This is a genomic window from Streptomyces sp. NPDC006326 (assembly GCF_040612915.1).
Lineage (GTDB): Bacteria > Actinomycetota > Actinomycetes > Streptomycetales > Streptomycetaceae > Streptomyces.
In genome coordinates, this window is record NZ_JBEXRC010000001.1 from 85813 (window position 1) to 107407 (window position 21595).

The following is a 21595-nucleotide window of genomic DNA, read 5'->3' on the forward strand; positions in this document are numbered from 1 at the left end:
TGTCGGCCCCACACTGGGGCGGCAGGCCGCATACGCGGACGAACACAGCAGACGACGGAGGAGACAGACGTGGGGACCGTAACGCTCGGCGTTTCGATCGCGGTCCCGGAGCCGTACGGCAGCCAGCTCCAGCAGCTGCGCGCCGGCTTCGGGGACGCCGCCGCGCACGGCATCCCCACGCATGTCACCCTCGTCCCGCCCACCGAGGTGGAAGCGGAGCGGCTCCCGGAGATCCGGGCCCACCTGTCCGAGGTCGCGTCCGCCTTCGGGCCCTTTGCGATGCGTCTGGCGGGCACGGGAACCTTCCGTCCGCTCTCACCGGTCGTCTTCGTCCAGGTCGTCGAGGGCGCCACGGGCTGCACCCGGCTCCAGGGCCTGCTCCGTGACCCGGAGGGGCCGCTCCGGCGGGAGCTGGCGTTCCCCTACCACCCGCACGTCACCGTCGCCCACGGGATCTCCGAGGAGGCGATGGACCTGGCGTTCGACACCCTCGCCGACTACGCGGCCGACTGGACGTGCTCCGGCTTCGCGCTCTACGAGCAGGGCCCGGACGGGGTCTGGCGCAAGCTGCGCGAGTACCCCTTCGGAAGCGGCCCGGCCGGGGGCGTACCGGCGCAGCTCGGCTCACCGGTGGACGAGGCGACGGGGGCGAACGGGCCGGGCACGTCCTCCGTGCCGCGCTCCTGACGCAGCGGCCGCAAGCTCCGCCGCAGGACCTGGCGGGCGTGGAACGTGAGCGTCCGAAGGACCAGCGTGTGGAACGGACGAGTCGTGGGGCGAAAAGTCACAATCGACGACCGTAATGCCCAAAAGCGACAATCCTCGCTATTTCCATCGGCTCCTTTACGGTGACCCCATGGACTGGCTGACGAAACTCCCGGTGATCGGGCCGCTCGCGGCCCGTCTCCTGCGCACCCACGTGTGGCGCTCGTACGAACGCCTCGACCGCGTCCACTGGACCCGGCTGGCCGCCGCGATCACCTTCATCAGCTTCCTCGCCCTCTTCCCCCTGATCACCGTGGCGGCGGCCGTCGGCGCCGGGCTGCTCAGCCAGGAGCAGCTCGACCGCCTGCAGAAGAACCTCGCCGAGCAGGTCCCCGGCATCTCCGACCAGCTCGATCTCAACAACCTCGTCGCGAACGCCGGCACGATCGGCCTCGTCGCCGGCGCCGTGCTGCTGTTCACCGGCATCGGCTGGGTCGGCTCGATGCGGGACTGCCTGCGGGCGGTCTGGGAGAGGGACGACGAGGACGAGGGCAACCCCTTCGTCCGCAAGGGCAAGGACGCGCTCGTCCTCCTCGGCCTCGGCGGCGCGGCCCTCGGCTCGGCGGCGGCCTCCGTCATCGGCTCGACCGCGGTCGGCAGGTTCGGCGCGTGGCTGGGCATCCCCCCGCACGGGGCGGGCGGCGTACTCCTGCGCATCGGGGCCTTCCTCGTCGGCGTCCTCGCGGCCTTCCTGCTGCTGCTGTACGTGCTGAGCCTGCTGCCCGGGGTCGAACCCTCCCGCAGCCGCCTGATCCAGGCCTCCCTGATCGGCGCGGCGGGATTCGAACTGCTCAAGCTCCTGCTCAGCGGTTACATGCGCGGGGTCGCGGCGAAGAGCATGTACGGGGCCTTCGGGGTGCCGGTCGCCCTGCTGCTCTGGATCAACTTCACCTCGAAGCTGCTGCTCTTCTGCGCGGCCTGGACGGCCGCGGACGCGCCCGCCGGGCCCCGGGCGCGGGAGTCCCAGCGCGCGGGGGCCCCGGAGGCGCGGGAGTCCCAGCGCGCGGGGGCCCCGGAGGCGCGGGAGTCGTAGCGGTTTCCTAGACGAGGGGGGTGTCCTGGGAACCGCCGTCGCGTCCGCGCGGGCTGCGCGGCCAGCGGCGGTTGACGGCGTACGCCACGGCCGCCACCACCGCGAGCGCAACCCCCCCGACCCCGAGCGCGGTGCCGGCACCGCCGCCGGAGCCGGCGGCCACCGCCGCGGCGCCGTGCTTGTGCGACCGGGCCGGGGAGCCGAACGGGGTGGTGTCGGCGCTCTTCGGCGGGACCAGCTCACCCACCGGCTTGACCTTGCCGAGGGCGGCGAAGCCCCAGTCGAAGAGCGCGGCGGTCTCCTCGTAGACGGAGTTGAGGCCCCCCGCGGCCGGGTTCATCACCGTGACGAGCAGCCTGTTCTTGCCGCGCTGGGCCGCGCCGGTGAAGGTGGAGCCGGCCATGGTGGTGTTGCCGTTCTTCACCCCGGCGATGCCCTTGTACGGGGTGATGCCGCCGGCGCCCGTCATCAGCCGGTTGGTGTTCTGGATCTCGAAGTACTCGCGGGGCTTCCCGGGCTCCTGGCGGCCGGGGAACTTGGCGTTCGCCGTCCCGCAGTACTCCCGGAAGTCCTCCTTCTGCAGGCCGGAGCGGGCGATGAGCGTGAGGTCGTACGCACTCGACACCTGCTCGGGGGCGTCGTACCCGTCGGGGGAGACCACATGGGTGTCGAGGGCCTGCAGCTCCTCGGCGTGCGCCTGCATGTCCTTGACGGTCTTGTCGATGCCGCCGTTCATGGCGGACAGCACGTGCACGGCGTCGTTCCCGGACCGCAGGAACACCCCGAGCCACAGGTCGTGGACGGTGTACTCGTGGTCCTCCTTGACCCCGACCAGGCTGGAGCCCTCACCGACGCCGGACATGTCCGCCTCGCTGACCTTGTGGACCGCGTCCTTGGGGAGGGTGGGCAGCACCGTGTCCGCGAAGAGCATCTTCATGGTGGAGGCCGGGGGCAGCCGCCAGTGCGCGTTGTTCGCCGCCAGCACCTCGCCCGTCTCCGCGTCGGCCACGATCCACGACCGGCCCGTCAGGTCCGTCGGCAGCGCCGGCGCACCGGCCAGCGGATTCACCTGTACCCCGGGCTTGCCCAGGGCGGCCCCGCCGACCGTGGACATGGACGCGGGCGGCGCGGCCGCCCGGGCGGCCTGCGGGGCCTTGGGCGGCCGTCCCTTTGCGTCGGGACCGGTCGGCGGCGGCGCGGCATGCGCGGGCGCCACGAGCACGGCGGGGACCAGCAGCGCGACGGAAAGGACCGCCAACGCGGTCTTTTTGGCAGACACGCAGGTGAACGTACATCCCGATGGGCTGTCCGGCGCCGCGGTCCGGCCCACGTGTCGGAACCACTGCCGGGACAGCCCACCCGGACGCGTCCGTCCTGGGGACGAAACCCATACTGGGAGCATGAAACTCAGCCGCGCCGCCTCCTGGTTCCTGCTCGCCTTCGGAGTGTGGAGCTGGGTCATCTGGGCAACCTTCGTCAAGAACCTGTGGAAGGACGCCAGTGGCCTGGCGTTCGACGCGGCGGGCGAGCCGACGGCCTATTTCTGGGTCCACCTTCTCCTGGCCGTCACGTCCTTTCTCCTGGGGACGGCCGTTGGGGTGATCGGGTTGCGCAGTGTGCGGGCGCTGCGGCGCGCATCACGCGAGGACACCCGCGCATGAGGATCGCGGTCTTCGCGGCCGTGGCCCTGCTCGTCCTGGGCCTCCTGGCGCTGGTCCACCGCTGGCTGTGGATCCGGCTGGTCCGCGACACGACCCGTCCGGGCGGGCCGGCCCGCCGGGTGGGCACCGCCCTCGCCTTCGCCCTGCCGCTGCTGTCCCTGGCCGCCCTGACGGCGGGCCGGGCAGGGGCTCCGTTCCTGCTCCAGCAGGTGGTGTCCTGGCCGGGCTACCTGTGGCTGGCGGTGCTGTTGTACCTGACCCTGGCCGTGCTCGTGACCGAACCGGTCCGCGCCCTCCTCCTCCGACGCAGCGGGGCGGCGGCCGGGCCGGAGCTCCGGGTGCGGGCGGGCGCTCCGGTCGAAGCGCCCCCGCAGGGCCCCGACGCCGGCCCCGACGCCGGGCCCGGCACCGCGCCGGCCGCCGCGCCCCCGGCCGCCCGGGAGGCGGAGGCCACCGCTGCCGGGGGCGGCGGCGACGGGGTCACCCGGCGGCGCTTCGTGGCGCGCTCGCTCGGCGGGGCGGCCGCCGCAGCCGCCCTCGGCACCGTCGGCCTCGGCACGTACGGCGTCCTGCGCGGCCCCCGCGTCAAGCACGTCCGCGTCCCCCTCGCCAAACTTCCGCGCGCCGCCCACGGCTACCGGATCGCCGTCGTCAGCGACATCCACCTCGGCCCGGTCCTCGGCCGCGACCACACCACCCGCATCGTCGAGACGATCAACCGCACGCAGCCCGATCTGATCGCCGTCGTCGGCGACCTCGTGGACGGGAACGTCCACGACCTCGGCCCCGCCGCCGAGCCCCTCAGGTGGCTGCGCGCCCGCCACGGCTCGTACTTCGTCACCGGGAACCACGAGTACTTCTCCGGCGCGCAGCAGTGGATCGACGAGGTGCGCGAGCTGGGCCTGACCCCCCTGGAGAACGCCCGCCGGGCCCTGCCCCACTTCGACCTCGCCGGGGTCAACGACGTCCAGGGCGAGTCCGAGGGCCACGGCCCCGACTTCCGGGCGGCGCTCGGCGACCGCGACCGCGCCCGCACGGCCGTCCTCCTCGCCCACCAGCCCGTCGTCATCCACGACGCCGTCCGCCACGGAGTGGACCTCCAGCTCTCCGGCCACACCCACGGCGGCCAGCTCTGGCCCGGCAATTACCTCGCCGAGCTCGCCAACCCCACCGTCGCGGGCCTGGAGCGCTGTGGGGACACCCAGCTCTACGTGTCCCGCGGCGCCGGCGCCTGGGGTCCCCCGGTCAGGATCGGGGCGCCGTCCGACATCACCGTCGTCGAACTCGCCTCGTACCAGGCCTGACCCGCCGCCGCGGCGCGGCGCGGGCTCAGGCGGCGGCGAGGCGCCGTTCGAGGCCGTCGAGGATGAGCTCCAGCCCGTAGTCGAACTCCGCCCCGTGGTCGTACCCCGGCGCGAGCACGTGCTCCCGGGTGAACTCGGCCAGGTGCGGGTAGCCGTCAGCCGGGAACGCGGCCAGGAACTCCGCGGCGGCCCCGCCCGCGTCCTGCGGGTCGAACGGCAGGGCGGCCTCCGTGAGGGCGAACCCGTAGACGTAGCTGTCCAGCAGCGAGTAGGCGTGCGCCGCGAGCGCGAAGGGGAAGCCGCCGCGCCGCAGCGTCGCGATCACCGCGTCGTGGTGGCGCAGCGTGGCCGGGCCGGGGTGCGCGCGCGACTCCATCACCGCGGTCGCCCACGGGTGGCGGCGCAGCACGGACCGGGCCGAACGGGCGCGGTGGCGCAGGGCCGTGCGCCAGTCGGCGTCGGCCGGCGGCAGGTCGATCTCGCCGAAGACCACGTCGACGATGCCGTCGATGATCGCCTCCTTGTTGGGCACGTGGTGGTACACGGACATCGGCTTGACGCCGAGCTCCTGGGCGAGCGACCTGATCGTGAGCGCGGCGATGCCGCCGGTGTCCGCGACGCCGACCGCCGCGGCGAGCACCTTGTCCCGGCTGAGCGGAGCCTGCTTGGCCATGTCTCTTCCGTCGTGGTGGGGGAGTTGACTGCTGCCCGGAGGATACCGTACTAAGTAAGTCGTACTTAGTACGGCTGAGAGGGTGAGCGGATTGAGCGGCATGGAATCCATGAGGGCGATCGTCCAGGAGGGCTACGGCTCTCCCGACGTGCTGCGGTCGGCGGAGGTGCCCCGGCCCGTCCCCGGGGCGGGCGAGGTGCTCCTGCGGGTCCGGGCGGCCGGCGTGGACCGGGGTACGTGGCACGCGATGGCCGGCAAGCCGTACGCCGTACGTCTGGCCTTGGGGCTGCGCGCGCCGAGGGACCGGGTGGCCGGGCTGGACGTGGCGGGGACGGTCGTCGCGGTGGGCGCCGGGGTGAGCGGCTTCGCGGTCGGAGACGAGGTGTACGGCGTCGCGCGCGGCTCCTTCGCCGAGTACGCGGCCGCCCGGGCGGACCGGATCGCCCCCAAGCCGGCCCGGCTCGGTTTCGAGGAGGCCGCCGTCGTGGCGGTCTCGGCGTGCACGGCGCTCCGGGGTCTGCGGGACGCCGGCCGGGTGCGCCCGGGGCAGCGCGTCCTGGTGGTCGGGGCGTCGGGCGGAGTGGGGACGTACGCGGTGCAGCTGGCCAAGGCCTTCGGGGCGGAGGTGACCGGCGTGTGCAGCGCGGCCAAGGCCGACCTGGTCCGCTCGATCGGCGCGGACCGCGTCATCGACTACGCCCGCGAGGACTTCGCGGCCGGCGGCCGCAGCTGGGACCTGGTCCTGGACATCGGGGGGAGTACCCCCCTGTCCCGGCTCCGCCGGGCCCTCACGCCCCGCGGGACCCTCGTCATCGCGGGCGGCGAGGACGCCGGCGACTGGATCGGCATGGGCCGGCAGTTCGGTGCGCTCGCGCTGTCGCCGTTCGTGCGGCAGCGGCTGGCCGTGTTCTTCGCGGCTCCGCGCCGGGCTGATCTCGACACGTTGAACGGGCTGATCGAGGCGGGGAGCCTGACCCCGGTCGTGGGCGCCACGTACGGCCTGGACGGCGTGCCCGAGGCGGTGCGCCGGCTCGCGGCGGGCCAGGCGCGCGGCAAGACCGCCATCACGCTCACCCCGGCGGCAACGGACCTGCTCTAGGTCGTGTCGCCGGACGTCCCGGACCGGCTACTCGGCCGGTTCGGGCTCCGGGTCCGAGGCGCGCTTCTTCTTGGCCACGACCGTCTGGGCCATACCCGGCAGGAAGTCCGCGAACAGTTCGTGCAGCTCGCGCACCAGCGGCCGCAGCACCCGGAACCGGGCCAGCACGATGCCCCGCGTCGTCAACTGCGCACCGCGCTGGGCGAGCCTTCGCGTCTTCTCGCTGTCCGGGGACCGGTCGAAGACCCAGTACAGCACCAGTCCCATGTGCGAGAGCCACATCAGCTCCGGCAGCACGTCGGCCAGTTCGTCCGGCACCTTCGTCTTCGCACCGGCCAGCACCTCGCGGTGCATGTCGATCGCGGCCTTGCGGGCGGGCTCGGACTCGGGGGAGAAGGGGCTGAGCGGACTCTCGGGGTCCGCCGCGTTCTTGAAGAACTGCGAGGCGAACTCGTGGTACGGGGCCGCGATGTCGAGCCAGCTCGTCAGTACGCCCGCGAGCCGCTTCTGCAGGTCGCTCTCCTGCTCCAGGATGGGCCGGACCGCCGCCTGGTGTGCGGCGCCGATCCGGTCGTAGAACCCCTGGACCAGGTGTTCCTTGGACTCGAAGTAGTAGTAGGCGTTGCCGACCGAGACCCCGGCCTCCTTGGCGATGGCCCGCATGGTCGTCTTGTCGAAGCCGCGCTCCTGGAAGAGCCGGAGCGCGGTTTCGAGGATGAGCGTGCGGGTCTGCTCGCTCTTGGGAGCCTTCTGATCAGTCACGGTGTACGAGCCTATCGGGGCACGGAGCAGTGGTCGTCACAGGCCGGTTCATCCACCTCCGGCTCCCCCTCCGCACCGCCCGCCGCCCCGCCCTCGGTCCGTACGGCCTGCCGCCACGCGGAGGCGGTGTACATGGCCGCCCGGGCGAAGGGCCGGCCCGCCGGGGTGGCGAGCCAGTTCGCCTTCGGCCGGTGCTCGGCCAGCGCCCACAGGCACACGATGAAGGCATCGGTACCGGTCCACACCTGGCCCCTGTCCCCGATGACCGTGATCTCCCGGAGGGTTTCCGCGTGCGGGAGGTTCGGGAACAGCCGCCAGGCCCCGGCGGACGCGGCGGGCACGAGCCGGAGCGGCACCAGCTGATGCTGCCCCAGCAGCCAGTGCCGGATGTGGACGCACAGCGGGCAGTCGGCGTCGTAGAGGACGGTCAGGTGCCGGGTGGCCGGCGCTGCCGGGGTCACCGGTCAGGCCCCGGCCGGAGCGGTCCACCCCTGCGGGGCGACCGGCGGCGTCTGCTGGCGCTCCATGATCCCCCGGCGGCGCATCTTGTTCAGCACCCAGACGTTGCCGAGGTGCATGACGCCGAGGACGAGCAGGACGACGCCGAGCTTGACCGAGAGCGCCTCGAACAGTCCGCGGGCGTCGAGGATGGCATCGGCCGACCGCAGGTAGAGGGTGACGAAACCGATGTTGACGAGGTAGAAGCCGACCACCAGGAGGTGGTTCACGGCTTCCGCGAGCTTCTCGTTCCCGTGCAGGACGTCGGCGATGAAGATGCGCCCGTTGCGGCTGAGGGTGCGGGCCACCCAGATGGTGAGCCCGATGCTGATGAGCAGGTAGATGACGTATGCGACGACGGTGAGGTCCATGCCTCGCCCCCCTTGAACGTGTTCAACTCGTTGGCAGGACTGACTGTAGACCTCTTTTTGAACAGGTTCAAGCCTTGCGGGAGCCCGGGACCGGGGGTGTGGATCAGCAGGGCGGCCGCAGGCCGTCGTACGGGGCAGGGGTACGGGCCGCCGAGACGATGGCCGCCTCGGGGCGGGGCATCGGGGTGCCGTCGGGGAGGAGGAGGGGGCCCGGTTCCAGGACGGTGCCGACGTCGGCGCCACGGCTGGTGGTGTTCTTGGCCGCGACGCGGGTCAGGGGCGAGGGCGTGAGGGTCTGCGTCTCGCGCACGTACGCGACGAAGCTCTCGAAGTCGCGCTGGTGGCGGTACGGCGCCTGGAAGCCGGACAGCGCCGGGTAGCCGTCGTTCGCGAGGAAGGTGTACGAGGGGGCCGCGAGCCGGTAGGTGCGCGCGAGGTCGAGCGGCGCCCCGTCGATGAACACCTCGGCCGGGTCCACGCGGTCACCGACCCGGCCCAGGGAGTCGAAGGAGTAGCGGACGTTCTTGGAGACGGCCAGGGGCGCGAACACCAGCTCCCCGCTCGCCGAGGTCGTCCACTGCTGCTCCAGGGCGTCGTGGATCTGCTGCCCGGTCACCGTCGCGCTGACGATCGGGTCGCCGAAGCCGACGGCCTTCCAGGCGTGGCCGAAGGTGACGGCGCCGGCCGAGGCCGCGTCGCGGACCAGGTCGCCGGCGATGAGGGCCTGGCCCACCCGGGGGGCCGCGGCGACCAGGGCGAGCTGGGCCGGGATGTTCGGGTGGACGTTCGCGTCGTTCTCGGGGTCGGCCGGCCGGCTGCCCGCCCACAGGGCCCAGTCGGCGACGAGGTCGCCCATGGTGCTCTCCCCGGCGGTGCTGCGCGTCCGCAGGAACGAGCCGGTCTGCCTGCCGATCCGGGAGGCGTCGCGCACGGCCGCCTGGCCGGCCCAGTAGTCCACGACCTCCTTGAGGGCCGGATCGGGCGTGACGTCGCGGGTGTTGGGGTGGTTGGTGGAGACGGTCAGCTCGCGGACCACCTTTCCGGTGACCGGGTCGAGCCGGAGGCTGATCTCGTTGACGAGCTGGCCGTAACAGCCGGCCTCGACGAACGGGCGCGGCACGCCGTTCGGGTCGGGCAGCATCATGTTGAACCGGGTGTGCCAGTGGCCGGTGACGATCGCGTCGATGTCCGGGGAGACGCGCAGCGCCAGGTCGAGGGCGGGTCCGGAGGGGTCGGAGCCGCTGTTGAAGTCGGCGCCCGCCACCGCCCCGTCGTGCATGCTGAGCACGATCGCGCCGACGCCCTGGGCCTTGAGCAGGGCCGCGTGGTGATCGGCGGTGGCGATCTCGTCGAGGGTGGCCAGGCCCGGCTGGTAGGAACCGGGGAAGAGCTCGGTGCCGAGGGCGGTGAGGTGGATGAAGCCGATCTGCAGTTCCCGCCCGGCGGCGGTGCGGACCGTCTCGATGCTGTACGCGGGCAGGACGGTGCGCCGGTCGGCGCCCCAGACGGTGTTGGCGCTGTAGTAGCGGAAGTCGGAGCCGTGGAAGCGGGCGCCGGAGGAGTCGGTGAAGGAGGCGTCGCGGCCCTCGACGGGGAACGGGACCCCCTGCTCCATGTGACGTTGCAGCATGGCGGGCGACTTGTCGAACTCGTGGTTCCCGGCGGTCGCGAAGTCGAGCCCCATGCGGTTCAGGGCCTCGATGGTGGGCTCGTCGGCGAAGGCGGCGGCGTCGAACTCCCAGCCGGAGAAGGCGTCCCCGCAGGAGAAGAAGAACGAGTTCGCCCGCCCGGCGCGCAGGCGGGCGAGGTGGGCGGCCATGTAGGCGACCCCGCCGACGGTGTAGGTCCGTCCGCCGTTGCCGGTGATGGTGGCGTTGCTGCCCGGAGCGGCCTGGAGGTAGCCGTGCAGGTCCGTGATGTTGAGCAGCTGGACGTCGACGTACTCGTCGGCGGTGGCGGCGTCGCGCGCGTGGTCGGTGGCGTGGGCGGGGACGGCGGTCGCGAAGGTGGCCGCGAGGGTTCCCATGGCGGTGAGGAAGTTCCTGCGGCCGAGCGGGGTCCTGGAGTGCGATGGCCTCGTCACGCAGGCCATCGTCCCGCCGGCCGCCCCCGCTGTCGACGCGCCGCTCCGGCCGAGGGCTACCGGACGCCGGCGCCGGCCCCCGGCAAGGCGGTGATGCCGGCGGACGACAAGGGCATCACCGACCCGACCTGATCACCCGGCAGATCCTCAGATGCTGACCGAGCGGGCGTAGTTGACCTGGCTCATCACCCAGTGGAAGGTGCCCGGGTCGGTGGCCGGGACCATCGTGGAGTGGTGGCGTCCGCCGCTGGTGACCGTGACCTGGATGTAGCCCGTGGTGGTCCGCTCCTTCATCAGGAGGAAGAGCAGGCCGAGCAGGCAGAACAGGAAGAAGATGATCGCGAGCACCACGGCGTGCGTGGGGATCTTCGTCTCGGTGCGGGAGAAGTCCGTGGCGTTCCACATCGCGCCCTTGAGCGGCATGGCACCGGACGGGGTGATGATCTGGTCCCCGGCGATGGTGATGTCGCCGAGCGAGAAGCCGCTCGCGCCCGCGCCGCCGCCCATGGCCGGAGCCGGCGCATAGGCCGGCGGCTGGCCCGCCGGCATCGCCGGAGGTATGGCCGGGGGCATCGCCGGGGGCTGGCCCGGGGCCTGGGGCTGGGCCGGAATGCCCGCGCCGCCCACGGTCGGCTGGTAGCCGGGCGCCGCCGGGTAGGGCTGGGGATAGCCGTAACTGGGGTTGCCGGAGCCCCCGTTGTCGCTCGCGTACGGATTCGGCTGCTGCTCGCTCATGGGGCCGATCTTTCCACAGCCGCCCCCCGTGCCGTACCCCGGTCAGAAGGCGGCCTCGATGAGATCGTACGCGCGGGCACGCTGCTCGCCGGGGTCGTTGCCGACGCCGGTGTACGAGTAGACGAGGACGCGGCGCCCGTCGGCGGTGGCGAACACCCCGTTGGTGTTGGGGTACATGGAGCCGGTCTTCCCCCAGACGACCGTTCCGTCCCGCAGGGTGCCGCGCAGCAGCCCGCCCCGGCTGAACCGGTCCTTCCCGCCCTCCGAGAGCGCCGGCATGGCGAACAGCTCACGCTGCTGGGCGGGGGGCAGCAGCCGCCCGCGCAACAGCGAGCCCAGGAAGCGCTCCAGATCCGGCGCGTTGGAGATCATTCCGCCTTCGGCCCACGCCCACGGCTCGATCTCGGCGGGGGCGGCGAGCGACGGGGTGGGCATCGAGGTGTCGCCGGCCTGCGGGACGTAGGTGTGGCGCAGGCCGAGCGGCCGGGCGATCCGGTGCTGGACCTCTTCGGCGTACGAGTGGCCCGTGACCCGCTCGATCACCATGCCGGCCAGGAAGTAGTTGAAGCCGTTGTACTGCTGCGTGGTGACCGGGTACTGCGGCGCCGGGCAGGCGGGGTCGGTCAGCGCGGCGATCACCTCGGCCGGGCTCGGAGCGCCCGGGTGCGCGGGGTCGACGCACGGCAGGCCCAGACCGCTGGTGTGGCTGAGCAGCTGGCCGACGGTGATCGGCTGCCAGTGGGCGGGCAGCGTGCCCGGCAGGATCCGCTGGACCGGGGTGTCGAGGCTCAGCCTCCCCTCGCCCACCAGCTGGAGGACCACGGTGGAGGTGAACAGCTTGGTGATGCTGCCGATCCGGAAGGAGGCCGCCGGATCCTGCGAGAGCGGTCCGGACGCCCCCGTCCACCGGATACCGGGGCCGCCGACCCGGACCATCGTCCCGGCGGCCACCCCGTCCGGGGCCATCAAGGCCCGCAGGGCAGCCGTGTCCGAGGGCCGGACGGCAGCGACCGCGGGGGAGGGCCGCGGACCGGCCGCCGCCGCGGCCGGCAGGGTACCGGCCGCCACCGACACGAGGACCGCGCAGCCGGCGGCCAGGAATATCCGACGGGCCGTGCGCACAGGGGAGTTCGTCATGCGCCAAGCCTGCCGCCGGGAAGATCCACGGCCATCGGGGACAGCCCCGACCCGGCCCCGGCCCGACCCTGATGCCGACCCGCACCCGGGTACGGGCGAGGCCCCGGGCCCCGGAGGTGAATCCGGGGCGCGGGGCCTCGTACGGCCGGCTGTGAAGGGATCAGAAGCGGCGCGTGATCAGGGCGCGCTTGACTTCCTGGATCGCCTTCGTGACCTCGATGCCTCGCGGGCAGGCGTCGGTGCAGTTGAAGGTCGTGCGGCAGCGCCACACGCCGTCCTTGTCGTTCAGGATCTCCAGCCGCTGCTCGCCGGCCTCGTCACGCGAGTCGAAGATGAAGCGGTGCGCGTTGACGATCGCCGCCGGGCCGAAGTACTGGCCGTCGTTCCAGAACACCGGGCACGAGGACGTGCACGCGGCGCACAGGATGCACTTGGTGGTGTCGTCGAAGCGCTCGCGGTCCTCGGCGGACTGCAGGCGCTCACGCGTCGGCTCGTTGCCCGTGGTGACCAGGAACGGCATGACATCGCGGTAGGCCTGGAAGAAGGGCTCCATGTCGACCACGAGGTCCTTCATCACCGTGAGGCCCTTGATGGCCTCGACGGTGATCGGCTTCTCCGGGTTGATGTCCTTGATCAGCGTCTTGCAGGCGAGCCTGTTCTTGCCGTTGATCCGCATCGCGTCGGAGCCGCAGATGCCGTGCGCGCACGAGCGGCGGAAGGTCAGCGTGCCGTCCAGGTCCCACTTGATCTTGTGGAGACCGTCGAGCACGCGCTCCTTCGGGTCGATCTCGATCTGGAAGTCCTGCCACTGCGCCTCGTCCGAGACCTCGGGGTTGTAGCGGCGGATCCGGAACGTGACCGTGATGTACGGGGAGGCCGCGGCCGCCTCTTCCATCTTGTCCGTCTTGGACAGGGTCGGGGTAGCCATCAGTACTTACGCTCCATCGGCTGGTAGCGGGTCGTGACGACCGGCTTGTAGTCGAGCCGGACCGAGTCCGAGCCGTCGGCTCCGACCTCGCGGTACGCCATGGTGTGGCGCATGAAGTTGACGTCGTCGCGGTTGGGGTAGTCCTCGCGGTAGTGACCGCCGCGGGACTCCTTGCGCGCCAGCGCGGACACGGCCATGACCTCGGCCAGGTCGAGCAGGTTGCCCAGCTCGATGGCCTCCAGCAGGTCCGTGTTGAAGCGCTTGCCCTTGTCCTGGACGGACACGTTCTTGTAGCGCTCGCGCAGCTCCGCGATCTTCTCGACCGCGGTCTTGATGGTCTGCTCCGTACGGAAGACCATCACGTTCGCGTCCATCGTCTCCTGGAGCTCCAGGCGCAGGTCGGCGACCCGCTCGTTGCCCGTGGAGTTGCGCAGCCGCTCGACCTGCTCCTCGACGAGGGAGGCCGGGTTCTCCGGCAGCTCGACGTAGTCGTTCTCGGCGGCGTACCGGGCCGCCGCGATGCCCGAGCGCTTGCCGAAGACGTTGATGTCCAGCAGCGAGTTGGTGCCCAGGCGGTTGGCGCCGTGCACCGAGACGCAGGCGACCTCGCCGGCCGCGTACAGGCCCGGCACGACGGTGGTGTTGTCGCTGAGGACCTCACCCTCGACGTTCGTCGGGATGCCGCCCATGGCGTAGTGCGCGGTGGGCTGGATCGGGATCGGGTCCGTGTACGGCTCGATGCCCAGGTAGGTGCGCGCGAACTCGGTGATGTCCGGGAGCTTCGCGTCGAGCTGCTCCGGCGGCAGGTGGGTGAGGTCCAGGTACACGTGGTCACCGGCCGGACCGCAGCCGCGGCCCTCGCGGATCTCGGTGTAGATGGAGCGCGAGACGACGTCACGGGACGCGAGGTCCTTCATGACCGGCGCGTACTTCTCCATGAAGCGCTCGCCGTCCTTGTTGCGCAGGATGCCGCCCTCACCGCGGGCGCCCTCCGTCAGCAGGATGCCCATGCGCCAGATGCCCGTCGGGTGGAACTGGAAGAACTCCATGTCCTCCAGCGGCAGGCCGCGGCGGTAGCAGGCCGCCTGGCCGTCACCCGTCAGGGTGTGCGCGTTGGAGGTCACCTTGAAGAACTTGCCGGTGCCGCCGGAGGCGTAGATGACGGCCTTGGCCTGGAACACGTGGATCTCGCCGGTGGCGAGCTCGTACGCGACCACACCGGCCGACTTCTTGACGCCGTCCTCCTCGACGATCAGCTGGTCGAGGACGTAGAACTCGTTGAAGAACTCGACGCCCTCCTTGACGCAGTTCTGGTACAGCGTCTGGAGGATCATGTGGCCGGTGCGGTCCGCGGCGTAGCAGGACCGGCGCACCGGGGCCTCGCCGTGGTTGCGCGAGTGGCCGCCGAAGCGGCGCTGGTCGATCGTGCCGTCCGGGGTGCGGTTGAACGGCAGGCCCATCTTCTCCAGGTCGAGGACGGCGTCGATGGCCTCCTTCGCCAGGATCTCGGCGGCGTCCTGGTCGACCAGGTAGTCACCGCCCTTGACCGTGTCGAAGGTGTGCCACTCCCAGTTGTCCTCCTCCACGTTCGCCAGCGCGGCGGCCATGCCGCCCTGCGCGGCGCCCGTGTGGGAGCGGGTGGGGTAGAGCTTCGTCAGCACGGCGGTGCGGCTGCGCTTCGTCGCCTCGATGGCGGCGCGCATGCCCGCGCCGCCGGCGCCGACGATGACGGTGTCGTACTTGTGGATCTTCATTGGTTTACGCCTCAGCCCCGTTGCCTAGCGGATGTTCGGGTCGAAGGTGAAGATCACCAGCGTGCCCAGAAGGATGGTGAACACCGTGGCGGTGTAAAGCAGGCCCTTCAGCCACAGCCGCGTGCCCGCGCGCTCCGCGTAGTCGTTGATGACGGTACGCAGACCGTTCGCGCCGTGCAGCATGGCCAGCCACAGCATGAGCAGGTCCCAGACCTGCCAGAACGGGGACGCCCAGCGGCCGGCCACGAAGGCAAAGCCGATCTTGGAGACGCCGCCGTCCAGCACCAGCTGGATGAGGAGGTGGCCGATGACCAGGACGACGAGCACGATGCCCGACAGGCGCATGAAGAGCCACGCGGCCATCTCGAAGTTGCCGCGGGTCGAGCGCGGCGTCTTGCCGGTGCGCTTGCGCGGGGCCTCGATGTAGGGCGCCGGGTTGTCGACGTCGTAGAGGGAAGCGCCCTCCACCTCACCGATGGCCTGGGCGGAAGAAGTGTCAGTGGACATGCGCGTCACTTCCCGAACAGCTCAAGGTAGGCGTGGTTGAGGACCGGGTAGACGGCACCGATCATCAGCAGGATCCACACGCTCACGACGGACCAGAGCATCTGCTTCTGGTACCGCGGGCCCTTGGACCAGAAGTCCACGGCGATGACACGGAGACCGTTGAGCGCGTGGAAGAGGATGGCGGCGACGAGGCCGTACTCCAGCAGCGCGACGATCGGAGTCTTGTAGGTAGCCACCACGTCGTCGTACGCCTCGGGGGAGACGCGGACGAGAGCGGTGTCGAGGACGTGTACGAACAGGAAGAAGAAAATGAGGACGCCGGTGACTCGATGAGCCACCCAGGACCACATTCCTTCCCGGCCGCGGTACAACGTTCCAGCCGGCACGGAAAACCCTCCGGAAGCGGGGCGGGGGCCAGCCGGCTTCGTTGTCGGTCGGGCCCGGCCGGGTACGGTCCTCCGGCCCCGGACATCGTAGCGACGCTTCGTCGGTTCCTTCGCCCGGGGGTCATCGGTGTGATCAAACAGGCACGGACGGGCTATCCCACAGGGGTGAATAGCCCGAATCGGCCGCGGACGCCCCGTCCGGCGAGGTCAGCCAATGTGTCAGGTCGGCGAGCCGCGCCTGCGCCAGCCGGCGCAGCTCGTCCGCGGTGATCGCCCGCTCCTCGTCGGCGTCGAGCCCCATCCGCCGCCGGATCGCGGCCAGCAGCTGGGACGCCTGCTCCTCCTGCGGGTGCCCGTCCAGGCAGATCACGAAGGCGTGGCCGAATTTGCGCTCGTACTCCGCATGGGCGGCGTCCAGCGCCACCAGCGCGGCGTACGGGGCCCCGTGGGCCAGCTCCGCCGGGGGCTCCAGGGCCAGGGCCTCGCTCAGGTCCGTCTGGGCGAGGTCGTACGAGGCCTCGTCGGCGGCGGCGCGCAGCGCTCCGGCATCCGGGTAGGGCCGGTGGGCGGCCACGCGCTGCGCCCAGCGCCTGCTGCCGCAGCAGTGCAGCAGGACGGCCTCGGCGGCTTCGCAGGACAGGGCGTTGAACCGCGCCAGGCCCGGGCCGCCGGGGGCGTCCGCGTCACAGGGGCCGGAGCATCCGCGGGCCTGCGCCGGAAGGTGGCTGGACAGCGGGGGGCTCCTCGGGGCGAGACGCGGGTGTACCGCCACGCTAGCCACGTGGGGAGGGGCCTGTCGTACCCATCCGAGGTTTTCACCCGTAAGTGAGCCGAAAGGATGACGCGAGCGGGTCGAGCGCGACCTGAGGCCCCGTCGAATCCGGTGACCCGGGAGGGCGTCGAGGGGAGGGAGGCCCGAAGATGAACGCAGGGGCCGTGGAAGGAGGAAGACGACCGAGGCCGCCACCCCCCACAGGAGAGGCCCCGGTCGTCGTCCGTACGGGCTCGTGCGACAAGCCCGTACCCCTGTCAGCGCCGCGACTGCGTTTTGTGTCACACCCCGCTTCGCGCACGATTGGTTGCTGCCTGTACAACTCGTGGACGAAGGTACTTGAAAGCCGTAACGTGCTGATTTGCGCCACACATACAGGACACTGAACGGGTTGGGGACTTTGCTGGGGGACGACGCGGAGCTGACCGCCGCGGTGCTCGCGGCACAGGGCGGCGACGAGAACGCGTTCCGTGCTGTGTACCGCGCCGTGCACCCGCGCCTGCTCGGATACGTACGCACGCTCGTCGGGGACGGCGACGCCGAGGACGTCACGTCCGAGGCCTGGCTGCAGATCTCCCGCGACCTCGCCTCCTTCACCGGTGACGCCGACCGCTTCCGCGGCTGGGCCGCCCGGATCGCCCGCAACCGCGCCCTGGACCACATCCGCATGCGCGGACGCCGTCCGGCCATCGGCGGCGACGAGACGGAGCTCACAGGACGCGCCGCGGACAGCGACACCGCGGGCGAGGCGATGGAGGCCCTCTCCACCGGCCGGACCATGGCGCTCATCGCGCAGCTCCCCCAGGACCAGGCCGAGGCGGTGGTGCTGCGGGTCGTCGTCGGCCTGGACGCCAAGAGCGCGGCCGAGACCCTGGGCAAAAGGCCCGGCGCCGTACGAACGGCAGCGCACCGGGGCCTGAAGAAACTGGCCGAGCTGCTCGGCGCGGAGGCCGCTGCCGGGACGGGTCCGGACGCCGGAGGGGACGGGGGCTCGGACTCCGCGCGGGCCGTCGGCCATAATGCCGGTGGGCCGGCGCCGGCCGGCGGGGGCCTGCGGGACCTCGACGCCGTACCCGCACAGCGCGGCCGGGGCGGGGGCCTCGTAGGGCGAACCGGTGTGACGCATTCACGTTGGCGGACGCAGAAGGACATGTGATGGCCGACGAGCGCAACAGGTGGCTGGACAGAGCCGCGGCGGAACGAGTGCTGCGCGGCGGGCCGCTCGCCCCTGTCGCCGATCACGACGCACGCGAAGCGGAGGCCCGGCTGCGGGACGCCCTCGACTCCCTGAGGGTGCCGCCCGCACGCCCCGGTGAGCAGCTGCCCGGCGAGGCCGCCGCGGTGGCCGCGTTCCGCGCGGCGCGCGGCGGGACCCCGGCGACGGCCGCGGACGCGGCCGGCTTCGACGAACCCCTGGTGGACCTCGGCACGGTCCTCCCCGCCCCCGTCCCGGTCCGGGCGTTCGGCTCCGGCCGCAGCCGCCCGGTGCGCTTCGGCCTGGTCGCGGCGCTGGCCGGGGTGGCCGTCGGCGGTCTCGCCGCCGCCGCGGGAGCCGGCCTGCTGGACCGGGTCACGCACGACAGTGCGGGCCCGGCGCCGGCCGTGTCCCTCAGCGCGGACGAGGACCCGCAGCCCAGCGGCGACGTCACGGGACCGTCACCCGGACCGCAGCTGCGTCCCACCCCGCTGCGCGACGGCTTCGCCCCCAGCCCGGGCGCGCCCGCCACCCTGGGCCCGGACGGGAACACCTGGACCGGAAGCGGAACGGGCAACGGCGCCGGGACCGGCACCGGTTCGGGAAGCTCCCCGGGCTCGGCCGCGGGCGGCACCGCCGGCAAGGACAAGTTCTCGGGCGCCACCGACGGGCTCCGCGACTCCGACAAGGAGAACCGCCTGAAGGCGGTGGACCTGTGCGAGGCCTACCGCGCGGGCCACATGGACGCCGACCGACGGGAGCGGCTCTCGAAGCTGGCCAAGGGTCTGGCGCGCATCCCGCACTACTGCGAGGCGTTGCTCGACGCCCCCGCCGCCCCGCGCAGCTCCGGCGACGGCAGCATCATCCTCAAGGCGCCGCGGGTGGCCTCGCCGAGCGCCTCGCCGAGCCCGGGCAGTCCCTCGGCCGGTCTGCGCCTCCCGCGCTGACGTCCGGCGCGTGGGCCACCCGGTCGTGGTTCGCGGCGCTCCGTGCGCGGCGCCCACCGCTCGGCACGAACGGCCTGTAACACTTTTCGAACCTGCGGCGCAGTACACAACGAGCCGACTGGTCATCGGCCGCGCATGAGCCGGGGTTCCCCCCGTACCCCTGGGCTCTGCGCACCCGGCGCGGGCGGGGTTCGTTCCCCCGGCCCTGCCCGCGCCCCTTACTTCTGCGACCGTCCCGCCCGGGCCGCGGGCCTTCTTTGCGGGCCCCGGGCCTTCCGGGCTCCTGCGCCCTTCCGGCCCGCCGCCGTCCTTCCGGCCCGCCGTGACGGATCACCAGTAGACGACGACCTTGTCGCCGACCTGGACCTGCTCGAACAGCGCGGCCAGCTTGCCCTTGTCCCGGACGTTGACGCAGCCGTGCGAGGCGCCCGCGTAGCCGCGGGCCGCGAAGTCCGCCGAGTAGTGGACCGCCTGGCCCTGGCTGAAGAACATCGAGTAGGGCATCGGCGTGTGGTAGATCGTCGACGTCCAGTCCTTGGCCTTCCACTCCACCTTGAACTGGCCCTCGCGGGTCGGGGTGTTCTCGGATCCGAAGCGGACGTCCATGGTGGAGATGATCTTGCCGTCGATCATCCAGGCGAGCGTGCGGCTCTCCTTGCTGATGCACATGACGCGGCCCGTCATGCAGCGCGGGTCCGGCGCGTCGACCTCGTTGACGGTCGGCGGGCGCAGCTCCTCGGCGGTGGGCTTCTTGCTCACGCTCTGGATCTTCTTCCAGGTGGCCTCGTCGACCGCGCCGGAGGCGGTGAGGCCGTTCTTGCCCTGGAAGGCCTTGACCGCGGCCGTCGTCTTGGAGCCGTAGAAACCGGTGGGCGCGACCGACATGTACTTGAGCTGCTTCAGGCGCGCCTGGAGCTCGCGCACCTGCTCGCTCTCGTCGCCGTTCGCCATGATCGCCTTGACGGTCGGGGAGGGCGAGGCGGACGGCGAGGCCGACTGCGAGGCGGACGCGGAGGGGGAGGGGTCGGCGGGCTTGCTGTCCGGCGACGGGGAGGAAGGGGAGGAACCCGCCGTGGACGCGGACGGGACCGAGGAGGCGGAGCCGGCCGGCTCCGTCTTCTGCGGCCCGCAAGCGGTCGCGGCGAGCGCGACGGCGGTGGCCATCCCGAGCGTGCGGATTATGACTCTCTGGCGGTGCATCGCATTCCCCCGATTTCGGTGTCGTGTCATGTAGGTGATGCCTGGCGGGCGTGGAGAGTTGCGGAAGATCGCCGGATGTTGCGCCATTGTGACCAGCTGCCCCGGCCTCCCCAGCGGTGGACGGAGGAGGTTGTATCAGCCCCGGACCCGTTTGCTCCATGGAGGGTTTCGTCACATGGCAGGCACCGAAAGCGGATTTCCCATCGAACCGGTCTACGGACCGGGCGATCTGACGGGGTGGGACCCGGAGGTCAAACTGGGTGAACCAGGGGCGTATCCATACACGCGGGGGATCTACCCGACGATGTACACCGGCAAGCCGTGGACCATGCGGCAGTACGCCGGGTTCGGGACCGCCGCCGAGTCCAACGCCCGCTACCGCCAGCTCATCGCCGGCGGCGGCACCGGGCTGTCCGTGGCCTTCGACCTGCCGACCCAGATGGGGCACGACTCGGACGCCCCGCTCGCGCACGGCGAGGTCGGCAAGGTCGGCGTCGCGATCGACTCCCTCGACGACATGCGGGTGCTGTTCGACGGGATTCCCCTCGACCGGGTCTCCACCTCGATGACCATCAACGCTCCGGCGGCCCTCCTGCTGCTGCTGTACCAGCTGGTGGCCGAGGAACAGGGGATCGGTGGCGGGCAGCTGACCGGGACCATCCAGAACGACGTCCTCAAGGAGTACATCGCCCGGGGGACGTACATCTTCCCGCCCGGGCCCTCGCTCCGGCTGACGGCCGACACCTTCGCGTACTGCCGCGCCGCGCTCCCGCGCTGGAACACCATCTCCATCTCCGGCTACCACATGGCCGAGGCCGGGGCCACACCCGCCCAGGAGATCGCCTTCACCCTCGCCGACGGCATCGCGTACGTCCGTACGGCCCTGGCCGCCGGGATGGCGGTGGACGAGTTCGCCCCCCGCCTGTCCTTCTTCTTCGTCGCCCGCACCACGCTGCTGGAGGAGGTCGCCAAGTTCCGGGCGGCCCGCCGGATCTGGGCCCGGGTCATGCGGGAGGAGTTCGGCGCCCGGGACCCGAAGTCGCTGATGCTGCGCTTCCACACCCAGACGGCCGGTGTCCAGCTGACGGCGCAGCAGCCCGAACTGAACCTCGTACGGGTGGCCGTGCAGGCGCTGGGCGCCGTACTGGGCGGCACCCAGTCGCTGCACACGAACTCCTTCGACGAGGCGATCGCCCTGCCGACGGAGAAGGCGGCCCGGCTGGCGCTGCGCACCCAGCAGGTGCTGGCGTACGAGACGGACGTGCCGCACACCGTCGACCCGTTCGCCGGCTCGTACGCGGTCGAGCGGATGACGGACGAGGTGGAGGAGGCGGCGCTGGCGCTCATGCGGCGGGTCGAGGACATGGGCGGGGCGGTGGCCGCCATCGAGGCCGGCTTCCAGAAGGCGGAGATCGAGCGGAGCGCCTACCGCATCGCGCGGGAGACCGACAGCGGCGAGCGCGTGGTGGTCGGGGTCAACCGCTTCGCCCTGGACCAGGAGGAACGCTACGAGCCGCTCCGCGTCGACCCGCAGATCGAGACCCGCCAGCGCGCGGCCCTGGCCGACCTGCGGGCCACCCGCGACGCGGCGGCGGTCGCCTCGGCCCTCACGGCCCTGCGGGAGGCGGCGGCGGGTACGGACAACGTCCTCTACCCGATGAAACGGGCCCTCGGCGCCCGGGCCACGGTGGGTGAGGTCTGCAACGCGCTCAGGGAGGTCTGGGGAGCCTACGAACCGGCCGGATCCACATGGTGAAATGCGGTGGCGCGTCAGGTGCAACCCTG

The 21595-nt window shown here is 72.0% G+C and carries 22 protein-coding genes; 8 read left to right on the forward strand and 14 right to left on the reverse strand.

Translation table 11 applies throughout. The features are described 5' to 3' along the window. Positions 1-69 precede the first annotated feature (69 nt). Together ABZ128_RS00360 and ABZ128_RS00365 are read left to right on the forward strand one after the other, a co-directional pair. Entirely contained in the window at positions 70-687 is a 618-nt protein-coding gene (locus ABZ128_RS00360) for a 2'-5' RNA ligase family protein (protein WP_356845118.1), read from the forward strand. Positions 688-856: 169 nt separating this feature from the next. Further along, positions 857-1798: a YihY/virulence factor BrkB family protein gene (locus tag ABZ128_RS00365; RefSeq protein WP_356845120.1), complete on the forward strand. Its 942-nt coding sequence runs from the start codon at positions 857-859 to the stop codon at positions 1796-1798. 7 nt (positions 1799-1805) lie between these two features. Here the strand turns inward: ABZ128_RS00365 and ABZ128_RS00370 are convergent, their stop codons facing one another. Further along, positions 1806-3077: a D-alanyl-D-alanine carboxypeptidase gene (locus ABZ128_RS00370; RefSeq protein WP_356845122.1), complete on the reverse strand. Its 1272-nt coding sequence runs from the start codon at positions 3075-3077 to the stop codon at positions 1806-1808. Positions 3078-3198: 121 nt separating this feature from the next. On the opposite strand from ABZ128_RS00370, the gene ABZ128_RS00375 reads away from it, so the two are divergent. Together ABZ128_RS00375 and ABZ128_RS00380 are read left to right on the forward strand one after the other, a co-directional pair. Further along, complete coding sequence (locus tag ABZ128_RS00375) at positions 3199-3459, forward strand: hypothetical protein (RefSeq protein WP_356845124.1); 261 nt, start codon at positions 3199-3201, stop codon at positions 3457-3459. Next, positions 3456-4763, forward strand: a complete 1308-nt coding sequence (locus ABZ128_RS00380; protein WP_356845126.1) for a metallophosphoesterase — start codon at positions 3456-3458, stop codon at positions 4761-4763. Before ABZ128_RS00375 ends, ABZ128_RS00380 begins: the two co-directional genes overlap by 4 nt. A gap of 25 nt (positions 4764-4788) precedes the next feature. Here ABZ128_RS00380 and ABZ128_RS00385 read toward each other — a convergent pair whose 3' ends face one another. Continuing rightward, positions 4789-5436, reverse strand: coding sequence for a TetR/AcrR family transcriptional regulator (locus tag ABZ128_RS00385; RefSeq protein ID WP_356845127.1), 648 nt, complete (start codon positions 5434-5436; stop codon positions 4789-4791). A 109-nt stretch (positions 5437-5545) separates the two neighbouring features. On the opposite strand from ABZ128_RS00385, the gene ABZ128_RS00390 reads away from it, so the two are divergent. After that, a complete protein-coding gene (locus tag ABZ128_RS00390) occupies positions 5546-6535 on the forward strand; it encodes an NAD(P)-dependent alcohol dehydrogenase (protein WP_356845447.1) in 990 nt (329 codons plus the stop codon). A gap of 27 nt (positions 6536-6562) precedes the next feature. On the opposite strand, the gene ABZ128_RS00395 is transcribed toward ABZ128_RS00390, so the two are convergent. The 11 genes from ABZ128_RS00395 to ABZ128_RS00445 all read right to left on the reverse strand — a co-directional run bounded on the left by ABZ128_RS00395 (position 6563) and on the right by ABZ128_RS00445 (position 16468). Continuing rightward, positions 6563-7297 carry a TetR family transcriptional regulator gene (locus tag ABZ128_RS00395; RefSeq protein WP_356845129.1) on the reverse strand — a complete coding sequence of 245 codons (735 nt, stop codon included), beginning with the start codon at positions 7295-7297 and terminating at the stop codon, positions 6563-6565. An 11-nt stretch (positions 7298-7308) separates the two neighbouring features. Next, positions 7309-7758, reverse strand: a complete 450-nt coding sequence (locus tag ABZ128_RS00400) for a DCC1-like thiol-disulfide oxidoreductase family protein (RefSeq protein ID WP_356845131.1) — start codon at positions 7756-7758, stop codon at positions 7309-7311. 3 nt (positions 7759-7761) lie between these two features. Continuing rightward, entirely contained in the window at positions 7762-8166 is a 405-nt protein-coding gene (locus ABZ128_RS00405; RefSeq protein WP_356845133.1) for a hypothetical protein, read from the reverse strand. A 103-nt stretch (positions 8167-8269) separates the two neighbouring features. Beyond that, a complete protein-coding gene (locus tag ABZ128_RS00410; protein WP_356845448.1) occupies positions 8270-10192 on the reverse strand; it encodes a bifunctional metallophosphatase/5'-nucleotidase in 1923 nt (640 codons plus the stop codon). A 204-nt stretch (positions 10193-10396) separates the two neighbouring features. Then, a complete protein-coding gene (locus tag ABZ128_RS00415) occupies positions 10397-10984 on the reverse strand; it encodes a hypothetical protein (RefSeq protein ID WP_356845134.1) in 588 nt (195 codons plus the stop codon). Positions 10985-11026: 42 nt separating this feature from the next. Further along, positions 11027-12121, reverse strand: coding sequence for a serine hydrolase domain-containing protein (locus ABZ128_RS00420; protein ID WP_356845135.1), 1095 nt, complete (start codon positions 12119-12121; stop codon positions 11027-11029). A gap of 160 nt (positions 12122-12281) precedes the next feature. After that, entirely contained in the window at positions 12282-13049 is a 768-nt protein-coding gene (locus tag ABZ128_RS00425; protein WP_356845137.1) for a succinate dehydrogenase iron-sulfur subunit, read from the reverse strand. Continuing rightward, complete coding sequence (gene sdhA / locus ABZ128_RS00430; protein WP_356845139.1) at positions 13049-14803, reverse strand: succinate dehydrogenase flavoprotein subunit; 1755 nt, start codon at positions 14801-14803, stop codon at positions 13049-13051. Before sdhA ends, ABZ128_RS00425 begins: the two co-directional genes overlap by 1 nt. A 24-nt stretch (positions 14804-14827) precedes the next feature. After that, positions 14828-15310: a succinate dehydrogenase hydrophobic membrane anchor subunit gene (locus ABZ128_RS00435; protein WP_356845141.1), complete on the reverse strand. Its 483-nt coding sequence runs from the start codon at positions 15308-15310 to the stop codon at positions 14828-14830. A 5-nt stretch (positions 15311-15315) separates the two neighbouring features. After that, complete coding sequence (sdhC, locus tag ABZ128_RS00440) at positions 15316-15696, reverse strand: succinate dehydrogenase, cytochrome b556 subunit (RefSeq protein ID WP_356845143.1); 381 nt, start codon at positions 15694-15696, stop codon at positions 15316-15318. 133 nt (positions 15697-15829) lie between these two features. Beyond that, positions 15830-16468 carry a 2-oxo-4-hydroxy-4-carboxy-5-ureidoimidazoline decarboxylase gene (locus ABZ128_RS00445; protein WP_356845144.1) on the reverse strand — a complete coding sequence of 213 codons (639 nt, stop codon included), beginning with the start codon at positions 16466-16468 and terminating at the stop codon, positions 15830-15832. A gap of 400 nt (positions 16469-16868) precedes the next feature. On the opposite strand from ABZ128_RS00445, the gene ABZ128_RS00450 reads away from it, so the two are divergent. Together ABZ128_RS00450 and ABZ128_RS00455 are read left to right on the forward strand one after the other, a co-directional pair. Next, positions 16869-17624: an RNA polymerase sigma factor gene (locus ABZ128_RS00450; protein WP_356845449.1), complete on the forward strand. Its 756-nt coding sequence runs from the start codon at positions 16869-16871 to the stop codon at positions 17622-17624. Next, the gene (locus ABZ128_RS00455; RefSeq protein ID WP_356845146.1) at positions 17624-18610 is read left to right on the forward strand and encodes a hypothetical protein; all 987 of its coding nucleotides are present in this window, start codon (positions 17624-17626) and stop codon (positions 18608-18610) included. Before ABZ128_RS00450 ends, ABZ128_RS00455 begins: the two co-directional genes overlap by 1 nt. Before the next feature lie 330 nt (positions 18611-18940). Here the strand turns inward: ABZ128_RS00455 and ABZ128_RS00460 are convergent, their stop codons facing one another. After that, positions 18941-19774, reverse strand: a complete 834-nt coding sequence (locus ABZ128_RS00460) for a L,D-transpeptidase family protein (RefSeq protein ID WP_356845148.1) — start codon at positions 19772-19774, stop codon at positions 18941-18943. Positions 19775-19985: 211 nt separating this feature from the next. Here ABZ128_RS00460 and ABZ128_RS00465 point away from each other — a divergent pair, with 211 nt between their 5' ends. Beyond that, positions 19986-21566 (forward strand): methylmalonyl-CoA mutase family protein, encoded by a 1581-nt coding sequence (locus tag ABZ128_RS00465; protein ID WP_356845150.1) that lies wholly within the window; start codon positions 19986-19988, stop codon positions 21564-21566. Positions 21567-21595 lie beyond the last annotated feature (29 nt).

Bases quoted from the DNA above. Each gene is read 5' to 3' on its own strand.
- ABZ128_RS00365 (WP_356845120.1), top strand. From the start codon at position 857: ATGGACTGGCTGACGAAACTCCCGGTGATCGGGCCGCTCGCGGCCCGT.
- ABZ128_RS00375 (WP_356845124.1), top strand. From the start codon at position 3,199: ATGAAACTCAGCCGCGCCGCCTCCTGGTTCCTGCTCGCCTTCGGAGTG.
- ABZ128_RS00380 (WP_356845126.1), top strand. From the start codon at position 3,456: ATGAGGATCGCGGTCTTCGCGGCCGTGGCCCTGCTCGTCCTGGGCCTC.
- ABZ128_RS00385 (WP_356845127.1), bottom strand. From the start codon at position 5,436: ATGGCCAAGCAGGCTCCGCTCAGCCGGGACAAGGTGCTCGCCGCGGCG.
- ABZ128_RS00390 (WP_356845447.1), top strand. From the start codon at position 5,546: ATGAGGGCGATCGTCCAGGAGGGCTACGGCTCTCCCGACGTGCTGCGG.
- ABZ128_RS00405 (WP_356845133.1), bottom strand. From the start codon at position 8,166: ATGGACCTCACCGTCGTCGCATACGTCATCTACCTGCTCATCAGCATC.
- ABZ128_RS00410 (WP_356845448.1), bottom strand. From the start codon at position 10,192: ATGGGAACCCTCGCGGCCACCTTCGCGACCGCCGTCCCCGCCCACGCC.
- ABZ128_RS00415 (WP_356845134.1), bottom strand. From the start codon at position 10,984: ATGAGCGAGCAGCAGCCGAATCCGTACGCGAGCGACAACGGGGGCTCC.
- ABZ128_RS00420 (WP_356845135.1), bottom strand. From the start codon at position 12,121: ATGACGAACTCCCCTGTGCGCACGGCCCGTCGGATATTCCTGGCCGCC.
- ABZ128_RS00425 (WP_356845137.1), bottom strand. From the start codon at position 13,049: ATGGCTACCCCGACCCTGTCCAAGACGGACAAGATGGAAGAGGCGGCC.
- sdhA (WP_356845139.1), bottom strand. From the start codon at position 14,803: ATGAAGATCCACAAGTACGACACCGTCATCGTCGGCGCCGGCGGCGCG.
- ABZ128_RS00435 (WP_356845141.1), bottom strand. From the start codon at position 15,310: ATGTCCACTGACACTTCTTCCGCCCAGGCCATCGGTGAGGTGGAGGGC.
- ABZ128_RS00455 (WP_356845146.1), top strand. From the start codon at position 17,624: ATGGCCGACGAGCGCAACAGGTGGCTGGACAGAGCCGCGGCGGAACGA.
- ABZ128_RS00460 (WP_356845148.1), bottom strand. From the start codon at position 19,774: ATGGCCACCGCCGTCGCGCTCGCCGCGACCGCTTGCGGGCCGCAGAAG.
- ABZ128_RS00465 (WP_356845150.1), top strand. From the start codon at position 19,986: ATGGCAGGCACCGAAAGCGGATTTCCCATCGAACCGGTCTACGGACCG.